Origin of the sequence: Vannielia litorea (assembly GCF_018424695.1) — a bacterium.
Classification (GTDB): Bacteria; Pseudomonadota; Alphaproteobacteria; order Rhodobacterales; family Rhodobacteraceae; genus Vannielia; species Vannielia litorea_A.
In genome coordinates, this window is record NZ_QTNQ01000014.1 from 50493 (window position 1) to 73192 (window position 22700).

Annotated in this window: 24 protein-coding genes; 5 read left to right on the forward strand and 19 right to left on the reverse strand. The window is 60.7% G+C overall.

The window, feature by feature from the left end:
- Positions 1-41: 41 nt before the first annotated feature.
- Both DYI42_RS07410 and DYI42_RS07415 read right to left on the reverse strand, forming a co-directional pair.
- Complete coding sequence (locus DYI42_RS07410; protein ID WP_342344621.1) at positions 42-515, reverse strand: rhodanese-like domain-containing protein; 474 nt, start codon at positions 513-515, stop codon at positions 42-44.
- 112 nt (positions 516-627) lie between these two features.
- On the reverse strand, positions 628-1443 hold the full coding sequence (locus DYI42_RS07415) for a DsbA family protein (protein WP_244867683.1): 816 nt from the start codon (positions 1441-1443) through the stop codon (positions 628-630).
- A gap of 59 nt (positions 1444-1502) precedes the next feature.
- On the opposite strand from DYI42_RS07415, the gene DYI42_RS07420 reads away from it, so the two are divergent.
- Complete coding sequence (locus DYI42_RS07420) at positions 1503-2873, forward strand: sialidase family protein (RefSeq protein ID WP_213545291.1); 1371 nt, start codon at positions 1503-1505, stop codon at positions 2871-2873.
- Between the two features lie 93 nt (positions 2874-2966).
- Here DYI42_RS07420 and DYI42_RS07425 read toward each other — a convergent pair whose 3' ends face one another.
- The 3 genes from DYI42_RS07425 to DYI42_RS07435 form a co-directional block, all read right to left on the reverse strand.
- Positions 2967-3251, reverse strand: a complete 285-nt coding sequence (locus tag DYI42_RS07425; RefSeq protein WP_213545292.1) for a hypothetical protein — start codon at positions 3249-3251, stop codon at positions 2967-2969.
- 201 nt (positions 3252-3452) lie between these two features.
- Complete coding sequence (locus DYI42_RS07430; RefSeq protein WP_213545293.1) at positions 3453-3848, reverse strand: DUF302 domain-containing protein; 396 nt, start codon at positions 3846-3848, stop codon at positions 3453-3455.
- Between the two features lie 185 nt (positions 3849-4033).
- The gene (locus tag DYI42_RS07435; protein WP_244867685.1) at positions 4034-4681 is read right to left on the reverse strand and encodes an EF-hand domain-containing protein; all 648 of its coding nucleotides are present in this window, start codon (positions 4679-4681) and stop codon (positions 4034-4036) included.
- A gap of 179 nt (positions 4682-4860) precedes the next feature.
- On the opposite strand from DYI42_RS07435, the gene DYI42_RS07440 reads away from it, so the two are divergent.
- Positions 4861-5583, forward strand: coding sequence for a response regulator (locus DYI42_RS07440; RefSeq protein ID WP_213545294.1), 723 nt, complete (start codon positions 4861-4863; stop codon positions 5581-5583).
- Between the two features lie 23 nt (positions 5584-5606).
- On the forward strand, positions 5607-6959 hold the full coding sequence (locus DYI42_RS07445) for an ATP-binding protein (RefSeq protein ID WP_244867687.1): 1353 nt from the start codon (positions 5607-5609) through the stop codon (positions 6957-6959).
- 470 nt (positions 6960-7429) lie between these two features.
- Here the strand turns inward: DYI42_RS07445 and DYI42_RS07450 are convergent, their stop codons facing one another.
- The 13 genes from DYI42_RS07450 to DYI42_RS07510 form a co-directional block, all read right to left on the reverse strand.
- Positions 7430-7927, reverse strand: a complete 498-nt coding sequence (locus tag DYI42_RS07450; RefSeq protein ID WP_213545295.1) for a c-type cytochrome — start codon at positions 7925-7927, stop codon at positions 7430-7432.
- A 58-nt stretch (positions 7928-7985) separates the two neighbouring features.
- Entirely contained in the window at positions 7986-9302 is a 1317-nt protein-coding gene (locus DYI42_RS07455) for an APC family permease (protein ID WP_342344622.1), read from the reverse strand.
- Entirely contained in the window at positions 9292-9975 is a 684-nt protein-coding gene (locus tag DYI42_RS07460; protein ID WP_213545296.1) for a methyltransferase family protein, read from the reverse strand. The genes DYI42_RS07455 and DYI42_RS07460 overlap by 11 nt, the downstream gene beginning before the upstream one ends.
- Positions 9976-9986: 11 nt before the next feature.
- Positions 9987-10130 (reverse strand): DUF2933 domain-containing protein, encoded by a 144-nt coding sequence (locus DYI42_RS24220; RefSeq protein ID WP_244867689.1) that lies wholly within the window; start codon positions 10128-10130, stop codon positions 9987-9989.
- A gap of 98 nt (positions 10131-10228) precedes the next feature.
- Positions 10229-10546 carry a hypothetical protein gene (locus DYI42_RS07470; protein ID WP_213545298.1) on the reverse strand — a complete coding sequence of 106 codons (318 nt, stop codon included), beginning with the start codon at positions 10544-10546 and terminating at the stop codon, positions 10229-10231.
- A gap of 23 nt (positions 10547-10569) precedes the next feature.
- Positions 10570-11160 carry a hypothetical protein gene (locus DYI42_RS07475; protein ID WP_213545299.1) on the reverse strand — a complete coding sequence of 197 codons (591 nt, stop codon included), beginning with the start codon at positions 11158-11160 and terminating at the stop codon, positions 10570-10572.
- Complete coding sequence (locus DYI42_RS07480) at positions 11157-13448, reverse strand: copper-transporting P-type ATPase (protein WP_440870632.1); 2292 nt, start codon at positions 13446-13448, stop codon at positions 11157-11159. Before DYI42_RS07480 ends, DYI42_RS07475 begins: the two co-directional genes overlap by 4 nt.
- 59 nt (positions 13449-13507) lie before the next feature.
- Positions 13508-14464, reverse strand: coding sequence for a ribose-phosphate diphosphokinase (locus DYI42_RS07485; RefSeq protein ID WP_213545301.1), 957 nt, complete (start codon positions 14462-14464; stop codon positions 13508-13510).
- On the reverse strand, positions 14461-15969 hold the full coding sequence (locus DYI42_RS07490) for a thymidine phosphorylase family protein (RefSeq protein ID WP_213545302.1): 1509 nt from the start codon (positions 15967-15969) through the stop codon (positions 14461-14463). The genes DYI42_RS07485 and DYI42_RS07490 overlap by 4 nt, the downstream gene beginning before the upstream one ends.
- A complete protein-coding gene (locus tag DYI42_RS07495; protein WP_213545303.1) occupies positions 15966-17348 on the reverse strand; it encodes an MBL fold metallo-hydrolase RNA specificity domain-containing protein in 1383 nt (460 codons plus the stop codon). Before DYI42_RS07495 ends, DYI42_RS07490 begins: the two co-directional genes overlap by 4 nt.
- Positions 17345-17716: a DUF5676 family membrane protein gene (locus DYI42_RS07500; RefSeq protein ID WP_213545304.1), complete on the reverse strand. Its 372-nt coding sequence runs from the start codon at positions 17714-17716 to the stop codon at positions 17345-17347. The genes DYI42_RS07495 and DYI42_RS07500 overlap by 4 nt, the downstream gene beginning before the upstream one ends.
- Positions 17717-17755: 39 nt before the next feature.
- Positions 17756-18826: a YncE family protein gene (locus tag DYI42_RS07505; protein WP_213545305.1), complete on the reverse strand. Its 1071-nt coding sequence runs from the start codon at positions 18824-18826 to the stop codon at positions 17756-17758.
- Between the two features lie 788 nt (positions 18827-19614).
- Positions 19615-20337, reverse strand: coding sequence for a hypothetical protein (locus DYI42_RS07510; RefSeq protein WP_342344623.1), 723 nt, complete (start codon positions 20335-20337; stop codon positions 19615-19617).
- 414 nt (positions 20338-20751) lie between these two features.
- Between DYI42_RS07510 and DYI42_RS24225 the strand changes: the two genes are divergently transcribed.
- Entirely contained in the window at positions 20752-20838 is an 87-nt protein-coding gene (locus DYI42_RS24225) for a hypothetical protein (RefSeq protein WP_342344626.1), read from the forward strand.
- Positions 20839-20920: 82 nt separating this feature from the next.
- Positions 20921-21445 (forward strand): disulfide bond formation protein B, encoded by a 525-nt coding sequence (locus tag DYI42_RS07520; protein WP_342344624.1) that lies wholly within the window; start codon positions 20921-20923, stop codon positions 21443-21445.
- A gap of 309 nt (positions 21446-21754) precedes the next feature.
- Here DYI42_RS07520 and DYI42_RS07525 read toward each other — a convergent pair whose 3' ends face one another.
- The gene (locus DYI42_RS07525) at positions 21755-22537 is read right to left on the reverse strand and encodes an MFS transporter (RefSeq protein WP_244867691.1); all 783 of its coding nucleotides are present in this window, start codon (positions 22535-22537) and stop codon (positions 21755-21757) included.
- Positions 22538-22700 lie beyond the last annotated feature (163 nt).

Genomic DNA, 22700 nt, shown 5'->3' on the forward strand with positions numbered 1-22700 from the left:
GAGAACTCCACGTCATGAAGGTCGGCCTCCTAGTCCTTCGCCTAAACGCGCAGCCGAGGAGGGAGAGAGGCGAGCGCCTCGTCGACTGGTACGACCGGCAATCCGCGCGCGATCCAGCCCGGTCCGGCGCGCGATCCGAGCATACCTTCCGAGATGTCCACATAGCCTGAATACCCAGCATTCCGCAGTGTTCGCAGCAGATAGCCGCTCCGTCCCCCCGTCGCGCAAATCAGGGCAACGGGATTGTCTCCGGCAAGATTTCGGGCCGCGAACAGGCGCTCGGGAAACCCATCCTCGTGCATGCTGACCGGCCAGGCTCGCTCTGCGATGCCTGTCTCCCGCCACTCTTCCCGTGTCCGGATATCCAGCATTCCGAGCCGCCCCGAGGCGAGTGCGACCCCAGCCTGGTCGGCGGGCCAAACGTCCCTCTGTTGCGCCTGGAGGACCGCAGGCGCTGCAATTGCGCACGCGCCTGCGATAATGAGACGCCTTCTCGAAACTGATTTCTTCACCATCGCATCCTCCGGTTCGTGCAATTTGCACCAAACCTCTGTGTAATGCCGCTACACATTCGCGGGAGAATTGTAACGGAATGTCTCGATCACTTGGCACGACGTTAGTGCAGGCTTAGGCAGCGGGGCATATGTCGGACCAACCTTCCTCGCGCTCGAGTTCGACGATGCGTCGGATCATCTGGTCGCTGACCTGCCCCTGGACAACGGTTCTGCCGATCACGAGCGCCGGCGTGCCAATAAACGCGAAAAGTCTCGCAAGGGCGGCACTATCTTCCAGTTCCCGCGACGTTTCCGGGCTATTCATGTCCTCCACGAGTTGAGCGCCGTCTACATCGGTGTCTCTTGCCAGGGTCTCGAGATATTCGAGTGTCGCACGAAACGGTGATCTCATGAGGCGCGCATGGAATTCCGGGTATGCTCCCTGCCGTTTTGCGGCAAGTGCCGCCTTTGCTGCCAGATTTGAGCTTTCGCCGAGAAGCGGCAGTTCATGCCATGCGACAGACACGCCGATATCTCCACTGCGAACCATGTCGGCGAGACGCTTCGTCTGAACCCGGCAGTAGGGACAATAATAGTCCGAAAAGGACGCCATCGGCACATCGGAACCGGTCAGATCGAGCCCGCCGTAGAGAGTGGCACAAATGTTCTCGCGCACGCGAAGATCAGCCGCCGCACGCATCGCGGCAGCTTCAGCAGGTTCCTGCATGTTCAAACCGACAAATGGATCGAAACCGCCCGACGTTTCGCCGGCCACGTACCTTCGAAATCCCGGTGGATTCGCCATGGGTTCTAACTCGAGCGTCTCGGGAAACAGTCCCGGCAGGCCGCGCAGACCAGCATAGCCGAGCCCAATCGCGCCGACCACGAGGAGCGTGTTGCGTCTGTTTTTGTCCAAGATCTGATCACCAGCGAAAGCATCTAGTTTCATGAGCGCTACAGAGAGATGTTGGGAAACGTCAACATTACAATCCGTTACATTCTTTGAGGATGGTACTGATCTCCACGTTGGCTTTGCGTTTCCAGGCGGTGCACCTATGCTTCGAGCGTCCCAACTTCATTACGGAGGGCGTCTTGAGTCGCGCGATGTGGCGAATTCGGGAACTGGATTGCCCGCGCAACGCAACCGCTGCCGCGATCGGCTGTTTCGCGATCTTTGTGTCGTGCGGACCGATCGCGGCTGAAGAGGGCGTTTTTGCTGTGGTGGAGGATATCCGGACGCCCGCGGGTCCCGGCGCGCGGGAGCCATCGCTCTACAGTTTGAACGACGGCCGGGTCGCCATGATCTGGACGGAGCCGTCGCCCGACGGCCATTCGGTCGAACTGGCCATCGGCGACGAGGGCGCTTGGGAAACGCGCGGTCGTGTCGTCGAGTCTGGCGATCTCTTCGTGAACTGGGCTGATTTTCCGTCCATCGCAGTTTTGGGCGATGGAACTGTCGTCGCGCATTGGCTGCGAGAGAGTACGGCGGTGTCTTACGCTTATGATGTCAACCTCGCCCTGTCGCGTGATGGTGGCAGGACCTGGAGCGCGCCGATTACGCCGCATGGAGACGGGACGGCCAGTCAGCACGGGTTCGTGTCGCTGCTCCCTGTGGACAAGGAAAAACTCGCTGTGATCTGGCTCGACGGACGGGCCTACGGCTCCGCGCGGCCGCTGCCAACGGCGCAGGAAGTTCCAGACGCCATGCAATTGCGCGCGGCGTTCCTGGACTCCGATGGCGAACTTACCGCGGAGACCGTTTTGGACCTTCAAACCTGCACCTGCTGCCAGACTTCGGCAACTGTGGCCGAACACGATACGGTGCTCGTTGCGTATCGCGACAGGACCGCCGACGAAATCAGGGATATTTCCATCGTCAGATTCCGAGAAGGCCGGTGGTCTGACCCGCTGACGGTTCATGCCGACGGATGGGAGATCTCGGGCTGTCCGGTCAACGGTCCTGCCATCGACGCGGTCGGGACATCGGTTGCCGTTGCATGGTTTACCGCCGCCCGCGATATCCCGATCGTCAACGTTGCATTCTCGACGGATGGTGGACTTTCATTCGACGCGCCCTTCAGAGTTGATGGAGGCAAGGTCGCAGGCCGGGTCGATGTCTTGATGCTAGAGGACGGTTCGGCTCTTGTTTCGTGGGTTGAATGGACGGAAGAGGGCGAGAAGCTGCAACTGTGTCAAGCGACGCCAGAGGATGGTTGTGGCCCTCCCGAAACGATCACAGTCAACTCGGCGCCTGGATCGATGAACTTCCCGAGGATGGTATTGAGCGGAGATGCCGTCTTCATCGCCTGGAGCCAACCTGGCGCAGCGGGAGCGCCAGACAGCATCCGTCTTGTGAAGGCGTATCTATCAGCGCCTTGAGCAGCCCACCAACGCGCTCACTCCGGCGTCTGCGAGACCCGCGATGAACGGACCTTCCCGGATCGGATACGGCAACCAAGTAGGACGGGAGTTCTAGTTGGGATCTTGGTCGCTGGGAGCGTCTTCGCCACCGTGATTTGGCGTGTGATGCCCCGGGTGTTCGCCGCCGTTGCCGCCACCGTTATCGACGCGGCCATTTTCGCCGCTCACGACCAGGCCTTTCGGAACAGAGATCGTGACGTCATTGTGATGGTCGACCGAAGTCCACCCTTTCTTGTTGCCTTTGTTGGCACCGTTCCCGTTGCCAACTCCTGCGGTTACTGCGCTCGGCACTCCAAGAAGTGCCGCAATCGCAAATGCATAGAGAACAGTCTTCATTCTTGCCTCCACTTTGCCGAATCGTCAGGTCTTCGACTTTCGCCAGCGTTGGAAACGGACCAAACACGGCGCGCCCAGATTAGCTGATACGAAAGAGATACGATTTGACCTGACGCAAAACTCGATAAGAGCAGCGAGGCTCCATTTCGCCTGGTATGTTCGGTTCTCACTGACAGCACCCTACCGCACCTCGTCTGTGGATTAGGCCGCGTCGATTCCCTCGACCGCGCGCGCGAGCATGTCGCGGACCTGTCCGGCAACACGTTTGAGCTCGTCATTGTCAATCGCGGACATGGACGCCTGAGGATCGATCGCGGAGACTTCCACGCCCTCGTCGGTTTCCCGCAGGATAACATTGCAGGGCAGCATCGCGCCAACCTTCGGCTCGATCCCGAGCGCCTGGTGCGCCATCTTGGGGTTGCAGGCGCCGAGAATGCGGTAGCCGCGCATGTCTTCGTCCAGCTTCTCTTTCATCGTCGCCTGCACGTCGATTTCCGTGAGCACACCAAACCCCGCCTCAGACAGTGCCGCGCGGGTCAGCCGGTCGATTTCGTCCAGCCGCGCTCCCGGGAAGCTTCGATCCATTGTGTAGGCCATCTCTGGTCCTCCTTACTCCTTCAGATACTTGATGAGGGCCGCGATCGCGAGACCGACGAGGACCAGCAGCAGGATTCCCCACAGCCATCCGAAACCCATTCCAAATCCACCCATCATTGCTTTTTCTCCTCTCAAAAGGACGCGGGGGCAGAGCACCACCCCCGCGTGACCACCTGCGGCAGCGCTCAGTTGCCGTCCATCATATTGCTGTCGCCGCCCATCATGCGACGCGAACCGCGTTCCCCTGCCATCGGCATCGTTCCGTCATCCGCATCCGTCCACATGCGCATCATGCGTTCCATGCGGTCGGCCGGCGCGCCGATTTCATCAGCCGTCACCTGGCCGTCACCATCGGCGTCGAACACCTGGAAACGGTCCACGGTCGCCTCCCGAACGTGGGCGGCGTGCATGGTCTCGAATTCAGCCAGCGACAGGCTGCCGTTTCCGTCTGCGTCGTACTTGGCATGTTCGGCCTGCATTCCGGTGCGGAACTCGTCCGGCGAGACAATGCCGTCGCCATCGGAGTCAAGCAGGCGCAGGACGTGATCGGCCCCGCCCATCATGCCGCCGTCGCCCATCATGCCCCCCTGCTGCCCGTGCATCATCTGCATCATGCGCATCATGTTGCCCATGCCACCGTCCATCATACCGGTGCCCATCATGCCCTGTCCCATCATTCCGGGGTATCCGGGTTCAGCAACACCTGCACGCGGTCCTCCCCGCTCGTTGCCGTGACCGTGATTGGCGTCGGCAAAAACCGGGAGAGCGACTGCGCCCAGAGCCGCGATGGCGATTGCCGCAACTGTTGTCCGTTTCATGAGAATGTCCTCCATGGATTGTTCCGATGGAACGGAAATGAGGGTGACTTGTCGCAGAAGTTTGTCACCCGGAGAAGGAAAGTGTCGCAAATTGTGTCAGAGGGCGGAATCCCCGATAATCTTGCCTTTATGGTGTTGGTCCGATGTTAGAGTTTTACCAGAAAGGGCAACACGACTAAGCCAACGTCAACCTTATGCAGGACAGTCCCCATATTCTCGTCGTCGACGATCATCGCGACATTCGCGACGCTCTGGCGCGCTACCTCGAGAAAAACGGGATGCGCGTCACGACGGCGGCCGATGCGCGGGCGATGGATGCCGCGATGAAGGCCGGTAATTTCGACCTCGTGGTACTGGACTTGATGATGCCGGGGGAGGACGGGCTTTCGGTGTGCAGGCGTCTGCGCGCCGACGGCGACCTCCCGATCCTCATGCTGACGGCGCTCGGCGAAGAGATGGACCGTGTTGTCGGCCTGGAGATGGGGGCCGACGACTATCTCGCCAAGCCCTTCAGCCCGCGCGAATTGCTGGCCCGCGTCAAGGCGGTCTTGCGGCGGAGTCAGCCGACGCGGATCGAGGGCGGGGCGCTTGCGGGGCACCGCCTTGCCTTCGACCGATGGGTGCTAGATACCGACCGTCGTGTGCTTTCCGACGAGAAGGGGACTGAGACGCCTCTCACCACCGCCGAGTTCAGGCTCCTGACAGCGTTCCTGGAGCGCCCCCGTTTTGTCCTCAGCCGCGCGCAACTGCTCGACCTGACCGGCGGACGGCAGGCGCAGGTGTTCGATCGGGCGATCGACAACCAGATCAGCCGGTTAAGGCGGAAACTGGAAAAGGACGCATCAAACCCGGCGCTGATAACCACCGTTTGGGGCGGCGGGTACTCCCTTTCCGCGGATGTCCGGGAGCTTCCATGATGCGGCATATATTGCCCCGCTCCATGGGGGGACAGCTCCTCGTCATGCTGCTTGTAGCACTCGCGATCAGCCAGGGATTGAGCTTGTTCGTCTTCAGCGACGAAAGGGACCGTGCGGTCCGCGCGGCGCTCGGCTACGAGGCGGCCGGGCGCGCGGCCAATGTGGCGCGCCTGCTGGACGAGGCGCCTGCCACGCTGCGACCCAACATCGTGGAAGCGGCGAGTTCGCCCCTGGTCCGGTTCTGGGTCGACGCTGTACCCGAGGTCGATCACGCGTCGCACAGCGACCCGGCCGTGACCGGCAGGCTTCGCGACGTGCTCGGCGATCCGGATCGTGAAATCCTGCTCGAGGTCCACGACCGGAGTTCCGATCTCCCCGGTGTCGATGAGGTTCCGCCAGGAATGCGCCGGATGCATGCCGCGATGCTGGCCGAGCGCACGGGACCGTTAGAGCTCGCCATGTCGATCCGGCTGACCTCGGGCGAATGGCTCAATGTCCGGTCGATGTTTCACCGCCCTGTGGGCCAATGGCTGCCCGCGGACATCGCGGCGCTTGCCATCGCCGCGATCCTGGTCAGCCTGGTGGCGGCCCTCACCGCGGTCCGCGTCGTTCGGCCGATGCGGGCTCTTGCGGTTGCCGCGGAACGGGCGGGGCGGGGGGAAGATCAGCCCCAGCTGCCCGAAAGCGGGCCGAGCGAGGTTCAGGAGACGATCCGTGCCTTCAACCTCATGCAAGCCAGGCTTCGCCGCTTCGTGGGCGATCGGACCCGAATGCTCGCGGCACTCGGACATGATCTTCGATCACCTCTCACGGCAATGCGCCTCAGGCTGGAACTGATCGACGAGGGCGAGGACAGGGATCGTCTGATGGCCATGGTCGACGAGATGCAGATGATGGCTGAGGCGACCCTTGCCTTCGCACGGGGAGACGCCGAAAGCGAAGCGACCGTCGAGGTGGATCTGCCTAAAATGCTGCGAGATCTTGCCACGTCGTCGGATCATGCATCCCTGATCGAGCTTGATGAAACGCTTCCGTCCGTGGTGGTGCGGGTCCGGCCGGTGGCCCTCAGACGTGCCTTGCGGAACCTGATAGACAATGCGCTTCGATATGGCGGACGGGCCGAGGTATCGCTTGAACGCCACGAGGGCGACGCCATCGTTGCGATCTCGGATCGGGGACCGGGTTTGCCTCAGGATCGCCTCGAGGCGGTGTTCGAGCCGTTCCACCGGTTGGAAGCGTCCAGAAGCCGGGAAACCGGTGGCAGCGGTCTGGGGCTCTCGATCGCGCGCACGATCCTACGCGCTCACGGCGGCGACGTCACGTTGGAGAACCGGGACGGCGGAGGCCTGACAGCGACCGCCCGCTTGCCTGCGTAACAGGAGATAACGGCACAGATTTCAAGCCCACAATGCATGCGGGATGGAGCACGGGAGACGGATCCATCGACATCGGTATTAACGGCTGGAATGAACTGCTGAGGCATGGCAGCCTGCAGCCTTCCCACCCCTTGAAAGACGAACGCTGGTCCGACCGTTCATGGCTTAGGAGGCGTGTCCTTCTTCGTCGCTCGTTCGACTATTCTGGAGCCGTTCGCAATCCGTTCGTCGGGATAAAGTATTACCAGTTCTCCCGCTGTATGTCCGTCAATCACCACGATGAAGGCCTCATCGCGCTGTCCGATGTTGAAGTCGCTCACATGTGCTTGGCCATAATCCACCGGGAAGGTTTCGCCGCATTGAACGGAGAGGGCGAAGGGGCTTTCTTCTGCTTTCCTGACGGAGAGCAGCCACGACGAGATTTCGGCCGTGTAACCCTATCTGGGCTGACAATTGGAGCCAATTGGACCCTAGCCATGATCGTCCTCTTCGCCTTCCATATGATGATCGTCTTCACTTTCGTGGTGCATCATTTCCTCGATCGCTTCCGGTACGTCACTCATTGAGAACTTCATCTGTTCTTCTGCGTCGTGGACGAACGCAATGATGTCGGCGAGTTCCTCGCCCGTGAGATCGATCTGGCCACCAAGCTCGTCCTCCTGCAGAGCCACCATGGCGGCCGCACCGCGCCACATGCGGGCAGCGAATTCGAACGGGTTCATCACCTCGTCCATGAACTCCGCGTCGAGCATGGGCGCGTCTTCACCGCCGACGCCGTTGATCGAATGGCAGACGACGCAGCCCTTTGACGCAAAGAGCTCGCGCCCGCGTTCGGCATTCATCGTCGGCATCATCAGGCCGGGCGCCATCATCTCGCCCGACATCATGTGCTGGTTGCCGTCATCTGCAGATGCAGGCGTGGTTACAAGCACGCCAAGAGTCGAAAATGTCAGGATGAGCTTTTTCATATCGTGTACTCCTTTTGTTTTAGACTGACGGGAGTGTTCCCGCGCTATGGCGAAGAATTCAGGCCTCCGTTTCTCGCTGCTTGAACCAGGCTCCGAGGTAGAACCTCTCGTAAATGAAGACCGCAACGATGCCGGTGATGGCGTAGACCACGATCATCGGGTCGGATTGCCACTTCAGAATCGTGAAGGCAGCGACCACGACAGCGTCGAGCGCCAGTGCCGTCAGGATAACCCATCCCCGCGCATTGATTTCGTTTCGCAGGCGGCTCCAGACGCCCCAATGTACCGCCATGTCCATGACGAGATAGAAGAACGCTCCGAGCGACGCGATGCGTGACAGGTCGAAGAGCACAGCGAGCGTTCCGGCAATGAAGACCGTGTAGACCAACATGTGTGACTGGATCGAACCGGACATGCCGAAATGGCTGTGCGGGATCATTTTCATGTCGGTCAGCATGGTCAGCATCCGGGATACCGCGAAGACACTCGCGACGAGTCCCGAAGCGGTCGCCACCATGGCCAGGGCAACGGTAAGGTAGAAGGCGGTCTGGCCGAGGACCGGCTTGGCGGCCTCGGCCAAGGCGTAATCGCGGGCATCCTGGATCCCGGCAGGTGTCAGGCTGGAGCCGACGGCGAGGGCAACCAGGAGATAGGTCACCGCACAGATCACGATGGAGATCACGATGGTGCGGCCGACGTTGCGGTGCGGGTCGGAGATCTCGCCGCCGGAATTCGTGATCGTCGTGAAGCCCTTGAAAGCAAGGATCGACAATGCGACCGAACCGACGAACCCGATGGGGGCAAAGTCGTTGGAGCCCCCTGCATTGCCGCTGCCGGAACCGCTCGCCCAGAGGGCGGCCACACCGAAGAGCGCAATACCGCCGATCTTCAGGGCAGACATCAGAACCGAAAGAAGTCCGACCGATCGGTTTCCCGACGCGTTTACGGCATATGCGAAAACGATGAGGCCCACGGCGATGAGTGGCACCAAGAGCCCGCCATCGATGTCGAACGGTCGGAGCGCATAGGCCGCGAACGTCCGCGCCACGAGGCTTTCGTTTATGACCATGCTCAGCGCCATCAGGAGCGAAGCAGCCGCGGCAACCGCTCCCGGGCCGTAGGCTTTTGTCAGGATCATCGCGATACCGCCGGAAGACGGCCACTGGTTCGACATGGCAATGTAGGAATAGGCGCTGAACGCGGTCACCACAGCTCCCGCGATGAAGGAGAGGGGAAACAATGGCCCGGCGAGTCCGGCGATCTGACCGGTCAGTGCGAAGATACCCGCGCCGATCATGACGCCCGTTCCCATGGCGACGGCGCTCGTCAGGCTGATCGACGCTTCGCTCCCTGCGGATTGGTGACTATGATCCACCAGCGCCTCCGTGACTTCCGTTGCCAGGAATGGTGTCGGCCGGCTTCAGGCGCGGAATGAACGCAGGAACTCGGGCGGAATAGCTCTCCCAGGTCTTTCCGAACCTAGTGCGGCTATCGGCCTCCTCGCTCCGAGCGAGGCGCGCATACATCCAGACAAGCACGGGGAACATGGCGAGCGTGAGCAAAGTCGGCCATTGTAAGAGAAAACCAGCCATGATGAGTACGAATCCAGCATATTGCGGATGCCGGATACGGGTGTAGGGGCCAGTGAGCGCCAGACGACCTTGCCGCTGCGCTGTCCAGAGATGATGCCAGGCCACCGAAATCAGCCAGAAGCCCCCTCCGATCAGGGCGAAGCTGAAAAGATGGAACACGCCGAAATGCGGATTGGACCGCCAGCCGAGGATCATTTCCGGCAGGTGTCCGCTGTCATGTGCAAACCAGTCGACTCCCGGCCAGTTCGACTGCAGCCACCCAGACAGGAAAAAGATCGTCAGCGGAAAGCCGTACATCTCGGCGAAGAGAGCCACAATGAAGGCGCTGAACGCCCCGAAACTGCGCCAGTCGCGCGACGTCTGCGGTTTGAAAAAGCTGAACGCGAACAAGATGAAGACCGCCGAATTGATGAAAGCGAAGAGCCAAAGTCCGTATGAGGGGCCGAAGTCGATCATTGTCTGTCGCCTCACGACCCGTGGCCACCATGTCCACCGTGACCGCCATGCATGAAGACATGCATGCCCACGCAGATCAGGAGAGGCAGCCAAAGCACCCAGTCGCTGGCGAAGATATGGACCCGGTGCTCGTAGCCGAGCAGCAGTCCACCCATAGACAATGCGACGATGAGATAGATGCCAGTGCGTGACCTCCAAAAAGACGGGATCCGGGGAGGATCCTGATCCGGGTCGCGACGTTCCGGGTGGCTCGTCATCGAATTCCTCCTTGTGATGTTGCGTTACCCTCCGGCTCAGGTTTGGCCGATACTTCCGCGGCGCGTAGCATCGCCTTGTCAAACCAGATCGTGAACGGCTTCGCCGGAAGACTGCCAAGTAGGCCGCCGCCTATCGATTTGCTGACCATACATCCTTCGAGAACGACATAGGGCCCCTTGGCTCGTCCCTCGAGCCGGTCGAGCCGATAGCCTGCACGACCGCACATGTTCATGTGGCCACCAACGCTCAGCGGATCGTAAAGCCGGGCGAAGACGGTCTCGGGCAGCGCGGACCAGCGAGCTTCGAGCTCCATTTGGAGGGGATGTCGGGTCTGGATTACCAATCAAATCCCTCCTCGGTCTCTGCGAGGGCCGAGGCAACGGCTGCGCGTGGTTCCAACCCGTCCAACGGCCGGACCGCGGCATCGAGCCGGCGTGCGGCGTTGTAGCCGAGTGCGGCCGCCTCGGTCGGCGCTTTCCCGTAGGTGGCGACGTATCGCGAGACGAAGCTCGTTGCACCGGCCACGTCCTGCCAATCCCGAGGAAGCTTGCCGGCGGTCATCACGATGCTGTCCGGACCAAGCGGCGCCAGCCCGTCGACCGCCTCCGGCGCGGGACCGACGACCACGACAACGTTCGCCAGTGCCGCGGGTCTGCCGCGCAAGCCTTTGACTTGACCCGTCATCTCCGGGGGCAGCGGCAGGACCTGGACGTCGACCCCACCGAGATGGCCGTCAGAGGTCTCGTCGGCATGGCCGTCGCGCTCGTCTGCCGCCAGCAGGAATCCGTCGACGGCTTCAGCGAGACGCTCCGCACTTTCTTCGCCCGTGACAAGGATCGCGGCAGTGAACTCGTGTGCTACGGCGACCCCCGTCGAAAGGGCAAATACGAGCGCAGCGAGCCTGATCGAAACAGTCGGCGACCTCATATCCGGGCACTCCGCAATCTTAGCGAATTTAGCACCACCGAGATCGACGACGCGCTCATCGCGAAAGCGGCAAACATCGGGCTGATCAGGATGCCGAAGAAAGGGAAAAGAATGCCAGCCGCGACGGGGACACCCGAGGCATTGTAGATCAGGGCGAAGAAGAGATTCTGGCGAATGTTGCGCATCGTGGCGCGGGCCAATCGCCGCGCACGGACAATGCCGTCAAGGTCGCCCTTGACCAGCGTGATCCCCGCGCTCTCGATCGCCACGTCGGCGCCGGTGCCCATGGCGATACCGACGTCGGCCTGGGCGAGGGCAGGGGCGTCGTTCACACCGTCCCCGGCCATGGCGACCTTTGCGCCGTTCGCCTGCAGTTCCTTGATGATCGAAGCCTTGTCTTCCGGCAGGACGTCGGCACGGATCTCGTCAATGCCAAGCCGCTGGGCCACGGCCCGGGCGGTGCGCTCAGTATCGCCTGTCGCCATGATGATGCGGAAACCCAGTTCGTGGAGCGCCTTCAGCGCGTCCGGAGTCGTCTCCTTCACCGGATCGGCCACGCTAACCAAACCCGCGACCTCGCCCTCGACCACCACGAACATGACGGTTTCGCCCTCGTCGCGCCTATAGTTCGCTTTTTCGGTCAGGTCGCCCGCCTCGAGGCCGAGATCCTGAATCAGTTTGAGATTTCCGAGCGCGACAGACTTCCCGTCCACCTTGCCCATAACGCCTTTACCAGTAACAGCCTCGAAGTCGTCGGCATTGTCGAGTTTCACGCCCCGCTCTTCCGCACCCTCCACGATCGCTTCGGCCAATGGATGTTCCGATCCCTTCTCCAGGGTCGCAGCCAGCCGGAGAACCTCGGCTTCCTCATGGCCGTCCTCGGGGAACACGCCGACAAGGCGCGGTTTGCCCATCGTCAGGGTTCCTGTCTTGTCAACGATCAAGGTATCGACCTTCTCGAAGCGTTCGAGCGCCTCGGCGTTCTTGATCAGCACACCCGCTTGGGCACCACGGCCAGTGGCCGTCATGATGGACATCGGGGTTGCGAGGCCAAGCGCACAGGGACACGCGATGATCAGGACAGCGACCGCGGCTATCAGCGCATAGGAGAGAGCAGGGGCCGGCCCCCACAGGGCCCACGCGATGAACGCCAGAATGGCAATGCCGATGACGGCCGGCACGAAGTATCCCGAGACTTTGTCGGCGTATTTCTGGATCGGCGCCCGCGACCGCTGCGCATTGGCAACCATCTCGACGATCTGGCTCAGCATTGTGTCCGCACCGACCCTGCGTGCCTCGATAACCAGAGAGCCTGTTCCGTTAATGGTGGCACCGGTCACGGGCTCGCCCTCGACCTTCTCGACTGGAACCGGCTCGCCCGTAATCATGCTTTCGTCCACCGACGAGCGGCCCTCGATGACAACGCCGTCCACGGGAACCTTGTCGCCCGGGCGTACCCTGAGCCGGTCACCGACCTGGACGTCCTCGAGCGGGATTTCCTCTTCGCTGCCATCGTCGCGAATGATCCGCGCCGTCTTTGCGGCCAGATCGAGAAGCGCGCGGATCGCCTTGCCGGTCCCTTCGCGCGCGCGCAGTTCCATTACCTGTCCCAGAAGCACGAGCGTGACGATCACCGCCGCGGCCTCGAAGTAGACGCCGACATGGCCGTTCTCCATCCGGAACCCGTCCGGAAAGATCTGCGGCGCCAGGACGGCCACGATACTGAACAGCCATGCCGCCATGACGCCCATGGCGATGAGCGAAAACATATTAAGATTCATCGTTCGGAAGGAATTCCAGCCGCGTACGAGGAACGGCCACCCGCACCACAAGACAACGGGCGTTCCGAGCACCAGCTCTATCCAGAGCGTGGTCCGCTCGCCGAATATTTCGCGAACAGGCAGGCCAAGAAAAGGACCCATGGTCAAGACAAGGAGCGGGACGGTGAGAACCGCACCTATCCAGAACCGGCGCGTGAAGTCGACCAACTCGGGGTTCGGTCCTTCTTCCGCCATTGTGGCGGACTCGAGCTCCAGACCCATGCCGCAAATCGGACAGGAGCCTGGATGCGTCTGCCGCACCTCGGCATGCATTGGGCAAGTGTAAACCGGACCATCATATCCGCCCGGCACGGTATCGTAGCGTCCGCTTGACTCGGCCGCGTGACCTTCATGTGCATGAGCGTGGTGATCGTGGCCCTTGTGCCGATCGAGTTCGCCTTCCGGCACGAGGTGCATCCCGCACTTAGGGCAATCGCCCGGCTGGTCCAGCCGGATCTCGGGATGCATAGGGCACGTGTAAATGGTTTCAGAGGCTTTGTGGTCAGTGTGGGAGTGCAGAGAGTCGTTCATGTCTCTTGTCCAGATTCGGTTCCATTTGACCCACCCTGCAACGTTCCAGCGCTGGGAAGGTCAAGGACTTTCCTCAAGTTTGAAACGGCGCGTTTGATGCATGGGCTGAGGCTGATTGCATTGCTTTCGTGCGGAATGCTGTTCGTGGTGACGATGCGCGCCGCTCCGGCTTTTTGGATATCGGTGAACGCCCGGCTTGCGAAAACAGCGTGAATGATGATGCAGACCGGCGGTCGGGCGCCGATCTCCCGAAGCCGCGCTATCGCCGCGACGATGGTGCGTCCGGACGACGCGATATCGTCAACGATGACAGGCGTACCATTGAGGAGGGCTCCGCTCTCCGGGACGCTGATATCCACGGTCCGATCGCCGCTGCGAGACTTATGTAGCACCTCGTACGGACTGCTCGCGAGGCGCGCGACCTCCGAGACCCATTGTTGGCTCTCGCTATCGGGGCCGAGCACGATGGCATCTGGGACATTTAGCGCGATCCATTCAGAGATCTTCTTCGAGGACGTGACGCGACGTGCGGGTATGTCAAAAATCCTATCCAACTCGGGGATGCGATGCAGATGCGGGTCGACCGTGAGCAGCCAGTCGAAGCTTTCTTCCAGAAAACTTGCGAAGAGCGGTGCGCTTACGGCCTGGCCGGGTTCGAGCCTCCGGTCCTGCCGCATGTATGCGAGATAAGGCGCGATGAGACCGACCCGATGCGCTCCGAACTCTCGCGCGGTTTCGGCGGCGAATCGCAGAGGAAGGGCGAGGGCGTCTGGATTTCGCAAGGTGGCCAGTATCGCGACGCTTCGCCCGGCAAGTCCCTCGGGTAGGGTGACCAGTGTCTCGCCGTCAGGGAAGCGATGCAGGTCAATGGCCGCCCAGTCGGCGCTGATCTCATCCGCGATTTCCTTCGCAAGCTGCTCCATGCCAGGGAAAGCCAGGATGATGTTTCTCATGATCCCTCCTCCAGCTTGATCGGAGCCTCTCCGGAATCGGCATACTCCAAGGCCCAGGCCAGCTCGCCGGGCGTTTCCGCGTGAATTTCGTAGAGCGGCGCGCCGCGCTCGATGTGCGCCCCGAGCGAAACGTGAAGCCGAACACCGGACGTCTTGCGCCCGGGCGCCCCTGACAATCTCGCTATCCGGGAAATTCGGCGGTTGTCGAAGGCTGTGACGATCCCATCCCGGTCGGCAGAAATGACATGGCGATGCGGCGCCACTCCGGGTTCTCTAAACCCACCCTGGGCCGCGCAGATCGCCATAAACTTGGCTTCTGCCGCGCCGCTCTCCAGTAACGCTTCAGCGCGTGCCCGGCCCGACGTTTCACGTCCGAACAGTTCGAGGAGCATGCCGGCGATGTCCAGCGACCGCGACCGCAAATCATCAGGCGCTTTCGGCGTTCTGCGGAGAACGGCCAGCACGTCATGTGCTTCGAGTGCGGGTCCGATGCCACGCCCGATGGGCGCCATTCCATCGCTCTGGTGCACCACCAGCCGCAGTCCGATGTCTTCGGCAACGATTGACAGACTCCGCGAAAGCACTTCAGCTGCGGCGTTCGACCGCACCTTTGCCGTCGGACCCACCGGCATGTCGATCAGGACGTGGGAGGACCCTGCCGCGGCCTTCTTGGAGAGAATACTGGCGACCAACTGCCCTTCGCTGTCGAAGTCGGGCGGTCTTTCGATCCGGATCAGGATATCGTCGGCCGGGCTCAGGTCGCGCCCGCCTCCCCAGACGACACAGCCGCCCTCGATGTCGACCACCCGACGCGTTTCCGAGATGTCGAGCGCGACTGGGGCCATGACTTCCATGGTGTCGGCGGTTCCGGCAGGCGAGGTAATCGCGCGGCTCGACGTTTTCGGAATTCGGTAGCCTGCCGCCGCAACGATCGCGACGACGGTAGGCGTCGTGCGATTTCCGGGCAGGCCCCCGACGCAGTGCTTATCGAGCACCGGCTCCGCCCCCCAATCCAGTCTTTCTCCGACGCCGATCATGGCGCGGGCCAGCGCAATCGTTTCGGAGGTATCCAGGTTGTCGCCTGCGCAAGAAGTGATGAAAGCGGCAAGATCAAGATCCGAGAGGCGGTGCGAGACGGCATCTTCGATGATTGCCTTGCAGGAGTCGGCGTCGAGGCGGTTGCCATAAACTTTGGCGCGAATGGCTGAAGCCGAGGCCGGTGGCTCGGGATGAGAAAACTCGCCGATGTCTCCCGTACTTGCCGAAAGGGCATGCCAGGCCGCATCACTGAGCCCGGCTGTGTCCGGCGGCAGCCAATTCGCTTCGGTCAAGACATTCAGAGTCGCGACGATCGACCGGTCGCCAAGTGAGATCTTGACGCGAGTCAGGGCCGAGAACCCCTCGGCTCGACAAAGATGACAGTCGGCGGACATGTAGACGACCGGCTGCCTGTAAGTGTCGATGCCTGCCCTTCTAAGCTGCAAGGCGCTCTTCGTCGGTGTCATCGCGGTCGGTCCAGTCTGATGGTCTCGAGGTGTTCCGGAACCCGAACAGGACGGCCAAGTTCATGTGCTACCCGACGGCGGAGGGTATCCGACGCCTCAGGTTCCCCATGGGTGAGATAGGTCATGGTCGGCGCGCTCCCGGCCGCCATCCATCGAATAATTTCGTCCGCGTCGGCATGTCCCGAGAAGGTTTCGAGCTGAACGATTTCCGCGTTTATCTGGTACTCCTTGCCGAAAACCCTCACCTTCTGTTCTCCGCGGGCCAGCGCCGCCCCGCGGGTGCCTCCGGCCTGGAAACCGGACAACACGATTGCGTTCCGTTTGTCTCCGCCGAAGCTCACGAGGTGGTGCAGAATGCGGCCACCCGTGAGCATTCCGCTGGCCGAAACGATGATCATTGGCCCTTGCCGCGTGTTGAGTTCCTTCGATTGTTCGACCGAGTTCACCCGCTTCGCGATGCGGAACATGCCAACGCAGTCCTCCCACGACACGTGGTGCTCGTCATGATGACGGTGGTAAATATCGGTCGCGTCGACCGCCATCGGGCTGTTCAGATAGACGGGAACATGCGGTACCTCACCACGGTTCATGAGCCGCGCGATGTGGTACATGAGCCCCTGCGCCCTGCCGACAGCGAAAGACGGGATGAGCACGGTGCCGCCGCGGCCGAATACGCGTTTCAATGCGGGAGCGAGTTCGGCCTCGGGATCGGTGTCCGGGTGTTTTCGATTACCGTAGGTTGACTCGCAGACCAGCACATCTGCGCCTTTGAAGGGGCGCGGTGGCCGCATCAGGGGATCGGGATCATGTCCCAGATCGCCGGAGAAGTGGACCGTGAGGCCATCTAGATTAAGGCGTATCTGGGCAGCGCCGAGGAGGTGGCCTGCTGGTATGAATTCGGCTGCAAGCCCGCCGCCGAGATCGACGGGCTGCTCGAACTCGATCGTCTCGAATTGCTTTAACGCCGCCTGCGCATCCTTCAGAGTGTAGAGCGGAAGAGGCTTCTTGTGTTCCGAATAGCGCTTTCTCCGCGCGTACTTGGCTTCTTCTTCCTGCAGATGGCCACTGTCGGGCAGGATCAATCCGCATAACTCTCGGGTGGCGGGCGTGCAAACGATGCGCCCCCGAAAACCGGCGCGGATCAATGCTGGCAGATAGCCTGAGTGATCCAGATGTGCGTGTGTCAGGAGAACCGTCTCGACCGATCCAGGGCGAACTGGGAACGGCTTGCGGTTGCGGCGTCGAAGCTGCTTGAAACCTTGGAAAAGACCGCAATCGATCTGGACCCGGCGTTCCCCCCATTCGACGAGATAGCGCGATCCCGTGACCGTTCCGGCGGCACCGAGGAAGCGCAGTGTTGGATAGGAGAGCCGGGTCATGCGCCTACTCTCCACGACACGGCGGCGTTGTAGAGCCCGCCGAACAGGAGTGCGACGTACCACCCGTAGAGTAGGCTCTCGACCAGTCCGAGAACAAAGGACCACGAGGTCAACCAGACAAAGCCGGGCAGAAGCGGTGCCCATGCCTGGTTCATGGCGTACTGTGGGAAAACGAGGTCGAAGACGACGCAGATCACAAAAGTCGCGCCAAGAAAGCCGCTCAACGCCCAGCCGAGCGGCAGGACCGGCAGAAGATGCACCGATCGGCCGCCGTCGGCTTCACGTCCCATCACGCAGACGCCGCATCCAATTCTCAAAGCGGCAAAGAGAAAAGCCGCGACGACCACGAAGTATAAAAACGCCATCATGTCAGTTGCTCCTTTCCATAGATTTGGATCCCGAAGACGTCACGAGGGTGGCTGAACAACCATTTGGTGTCCTTCGCCTTCGATTGGAATTTCGCCCAGAGCCGACAGGGAGTCCGCGTCGACGATCCAGACCTTCGGCTCGTCCCGGCTCGAAACGAGGATTCTGTCGGTTCCAGGAATGGTCGTGAGGTGATACGGGGCCGGCGAGAGGGGCGCAGACGTGATTTCACCTGACCCGAGGCTAACCGAGACGATGCGGTCCGTTTCCTTCGCGGCGACCAGCACGCGCTTCCCGTCTTCTGACAGGTCCAGCCCGTGTATCTCGCCGCCGATCTCGAACCGGCGCAGTTCACGGCCACTCGACATCTCCAGTTCGATCACGCGGCCGATGGCAGCGTCTGCAACGAACATGAGCGTCCCGTCAAGGCTGGTCACCAGATGCTCTGGGTCTTCACCAGCCAGCAAATTGCGGCGAACGATCCCGCGTTCGAGATCCACCTCGCTGATCGTTCCGTTTCCTGCATTTGAGATATAGACGGCGCCAGGATCGGCCCCGAACACGGCATAGTTGGACATTGGGCCGGTGGGCACCCATGCGACGAGTTCGAGAGACGTTAGGTCGACGATTGAAACTCCGTCGCTGGCCGGGTGCGTAGCGACAGCGAACTTTCCGTCCGGCGAAATGGCGACGTGATGCACCGCTCCCGGAACCTCGATGCGCCGTACAAGCTCACCTGATTCCGCATCCAGGACGCTCAGCAAACTGATCCCGGCATCCTGGGGACCGATGCGCGCCGGCGGCTTTGCGTGATGGGCGGCGTGTTCGTCTCGGCTGACATCGGTGGGCTTGGGTGTCGCCAAAGCCTCTTCGCGATCAACTTCGGAGTAGCTGCCGGCAACTAGGTATGGTGAGTTCAGGCTTCCTGCGAGGCCGTGAACGACCAGGAGATTTTCGATTCTGCCGAGGCTCGCACCGGTTTGCGGATCGACGATGCGGACCGCGTCGGCGCTGCCTTCCGGGATGAAAACGCGAAGCTCGCCGGCACCGGCCATCATGGGCAATGTGGCGGTTGCCAAGGCGATCGAAGAACGGAAAAGGTATCGAAACATGAGACGCTTCCTCGAGGCTAGATTTGGTGGGATCGCGGTCGCCCCGGAGCTTGTCGGGCCACAACCGCTGCCGTCCTTCCGCTGACTTCGCAACGAAAGGAGCGCGCGAGGAACGCTCAAGAGCTGGAAACTGGAGTTTCAGTTCACCCGCGCGTCAGGCGCGGGCGGCAAGCGGAGGGGGTGTCGGAACCGTCAGAGTGCGGCCGACATGGAAGAACAAAGTCTCAGGCCAAGCCAAGGCGGATGAGACTGATTTTCCGCATACGCTCGGTGACGCCGCCAGAAGACCCGGTGCATGACAGGTGAGATTCACCGTGCAATGCGTTCCCGACCCCAAGGCTGGAATGTCAGCAGAATTGGCATCGGCCTGTGTTTCTTGAACCTGAACTGAATGGGACTGATCCGATGCTGCATGCACTTCGCCGGCATGCAGCGACGACAGTGCGATGGCGAAAAGCGCCAGAAAAACCGATAATAGCCTGACAGAGGCTGCCAACCGAAACCTATGACTTCCTTTTCTTTGCAACGACTTCTTCCTTTAGAAGCGATAGGCACATGGTCTCAAACGATGCGGGTCGATTCAATGACCCAGATCAAACTGCGGGCCGCGGGACTTCCGCCTAACCAATTTCGTTTCTTGGCGATCGAGACGTCAACGCATGCTCATAAGCAACTGAAGTAGCTTGCCAATCCAACGACTCACGAAGCACAGATAGGACGTCAAAAGTCGCCAAGTCTGGATTTCCTTATGTGCAACTCTTCGTGATTTAGAGCACGTGGAGCCGGAATCATGATTGCTGCCATTTCGTGATCAGCGCTGCCAAGACCGTCAAGACGACGACAGAAAGAGCAAACCAAAGCAAAGCAAAGAAGACGGCCATCGCGAGCGGCGGAATTCCTTTCCTTTTCGATCTCATCCAGCCAGCGCGTGCGATCAAGTCCACATGCATTGGCAATGCGCACATCAGAGAAGCATAGAGATAGACGCCAGACAGGTTTTCGAAGAACGCCGACCTCGCCAGAGTCGGAGCCACGACTCGGAGTGCCGTCTCGCGACTGCCACCGAATGAACCAAACCAATCGGCAGATTTAACGTAGATGACTACATGCAAGACGATGAAGAGGGCGACTCTGATTGGAATGTCGAGAACCAGCGCCGTTATTGGGACGCGATGCGCCGCGGCACGAGCGTTACCCAGAGCAATCAGAAAGAAGCCAGCATAGTTGACCACGAATACAACTGGCAAACCGTTCGTGAGCACTTGTCGAAGGAACCGGCTTAGCGCGGGTCCGCCCTCACCAAGCATCGCTCCGAAACCCGGAGTTAAGGCGATGTAGGGCACGAGCACTCCAGCCAATCCAACGAGGCTGACCAGCAGCGTGTTTCGAATGAACAACATTGCGGGCATGTCTATGGCGAAGTAGCGGTGCATACCTGCGTAACTCTGTATGTTTGATCGGACGGGGTCGACCACTTTCCGAAGTGTCGACAAATCAATGATCAGCAGCACATCAACAGGGAATTTGGCGCCGCGGCGGCGTCAACAAAAGTCAGACAACAAGAACGCCGCGTTTGACGCGATCAACGCGCCAAATCTGAACACAAGTCAACTTTACAAATAGTTACATTCGTTTGCATGAAAACGGGATGATGAGCAGGTATGACTGTCTGGCGTCGCGAGCGATGGCCTACGGACATGGAGGTGAAGATGTATCGAACCGGGCTGTTAGCAGCAGCGCTTTTCGCCACGCCGGCGACGGCCGATCCAGACGGCTATGGCCACATGTCGGGGTGGGGATATGGTGTGGGGATGATGTTTGGTCCAATCCTCTGGATAATCGTTTTGGGTTTGACGGTTCCGGGTGTCATTTGGTTCGTCCGCAGCACGGACAGCGGAGGGAGTAAGCCAGGATAGTCTGACGCTATCAGCGAACTCGACCTGCGTTTGGCGAAGGGCGAGATTGACGCGGAAGACTACGCCGCTCGGAAAAAGCTGCTGACCGGGGAGTAGCGATACGGATTGAAAAATAGTGGAATGAATCAATTCCCCAACAGAACCGTAGGACCAATTCTATCTGGGTGAAAGTGAAATAGTGACAGGCAAACAACTTGGGATACTTGCCGCTGGCGGATCGGGCATCCTCCTGCTAGCCGCATTCATTTTCCAGTTAATCGGATATGCGCCGTGTGCGATGTGCATTTGGCAACTTTACCCGCATGGCGTCGCGATCGTCGCTGGCCTGCTGCTCGCCGTCGGTTTGCCAGTGGTGTTGATGCTTGTCGTTGGCGCTTGCTCTGCCATTACCACTGCGGCCATAGGTGTATACCACACCGGCGTCGAGCGCGATTGGTGGGAATGTCCAACTTCCTGCACCGGTGCGGGCGATGCGTTATCCGGTCTTTCGGGCTCTGCACTTTTGCCGTCCGCAACCGATGAGCCGGTAAATCTCGTCATGTGCGACGAAGTGGTCTGGGAGTTCCTCTCGCTTTCAATGGCAAGCTGGAATGCCATTTGGAGTGGATTACTGACAGTGATTTGGATACTGGCTATCCGACAGGCTCTGCGTGAGGCCACCACCGCCTCACAAATAGCGACGGCAGCCGACAATGAGAATTGACCGTGAGGCACGCTATGCTGACGAGGCGCCATTTTATTCGTACTTCAAGCGCACTTTTTTCAGGGCCGCTGGCTGGTGTCGTCTGGGCGCAGTCTGATGAAGCGGTCGATGCAGTCACTACAGATACCGCGGGAGAAGAGCCGCCGGCACGCAAGCCGATTTCCGATCGTAGCATGTGGTCGAGACACTTGGAGTTTATTTAACATAATTAACCTTATGCGACTTTTGATAAAGTATTGAAATTATTATAGAATACGTCCCCAACAAGCTTAGTTCGTCTTCCAAAGCCAGATCTGATGTTCCTAGCCTCTATGTTTCAAACGTCGGGTGTTCGGCCGTTCCCCGCTCGGCGCGCCGCAGGACTGGTGCAAAGAAGGAAATTAGGATCGCGAAGGCTCCGAGAACCAGGAAAGCCAAACGCAGCGAAAAAACCTCTGCGATGAAACCAATCGACGGCGGCCCGAGAAGGACCGCACCATAGGCGAAGGTCGCCACCGCGGCGATCCCTTGGCCTGGCTGAATCATTGGGTCGGCGGCCGCGCGCCTGAAGGCGAGCGGGATGATGGCCGCATAGCCGACCCCCATCAGGACAAAGCCCAGAAGCGCGGCGGGGAACGTCGCGATGCCCGCCACAAGTACAAGCCCAACTGCGGCGGCAAGGCCGCCCGCCCGCGCGACTGCCGTCGGTCCGAGACGTTCGACCAGACCATCGACGCAGAGCCGCATCGCAACCATCGTCACCGAATAGACGGCATAGCCGAGCGCCGCGCGCGATTGATCGGTGCCCACGAAATCGTGCAGGAAGACCGCGCTCCAGTCCGCCATCGCACCTTCGCCCAGACCTGCTGAGAGCGCCACGACGCCGACAAGGAACAGCGAACCGCGCGGCAGCGCGAAGACAGGCGCGGCAGCATCCGGCTCGGTTTGCCGGGATCTCCACGGGGTCGCGATGAAAGGACCAAGGAGAAGGGCCAGGCCCAGTCCCGAAAGAATGAACTGTGCCGTGTAGGACAGGTCTGCCCGCACCGCGAGAAATCCGATCCCTGCTCCGGCCCCGGCCCCGAAACTCCACATCGCGTGAAAAGATGCCATGATGGGTCGGCCCAGGTGCTGCTCAACCTCCGCGGCCTGTCCGTCGTCAGGTGATTTGGAACACGAGCGCCTGATCTCGAACGGAGGGTCTGGCTCGTTGTGGTTTCAGTCTATGCCGTTGTCTGGCAGTGCAGCAAGCGCCGCTCCTCGATGGTCCTGGCTT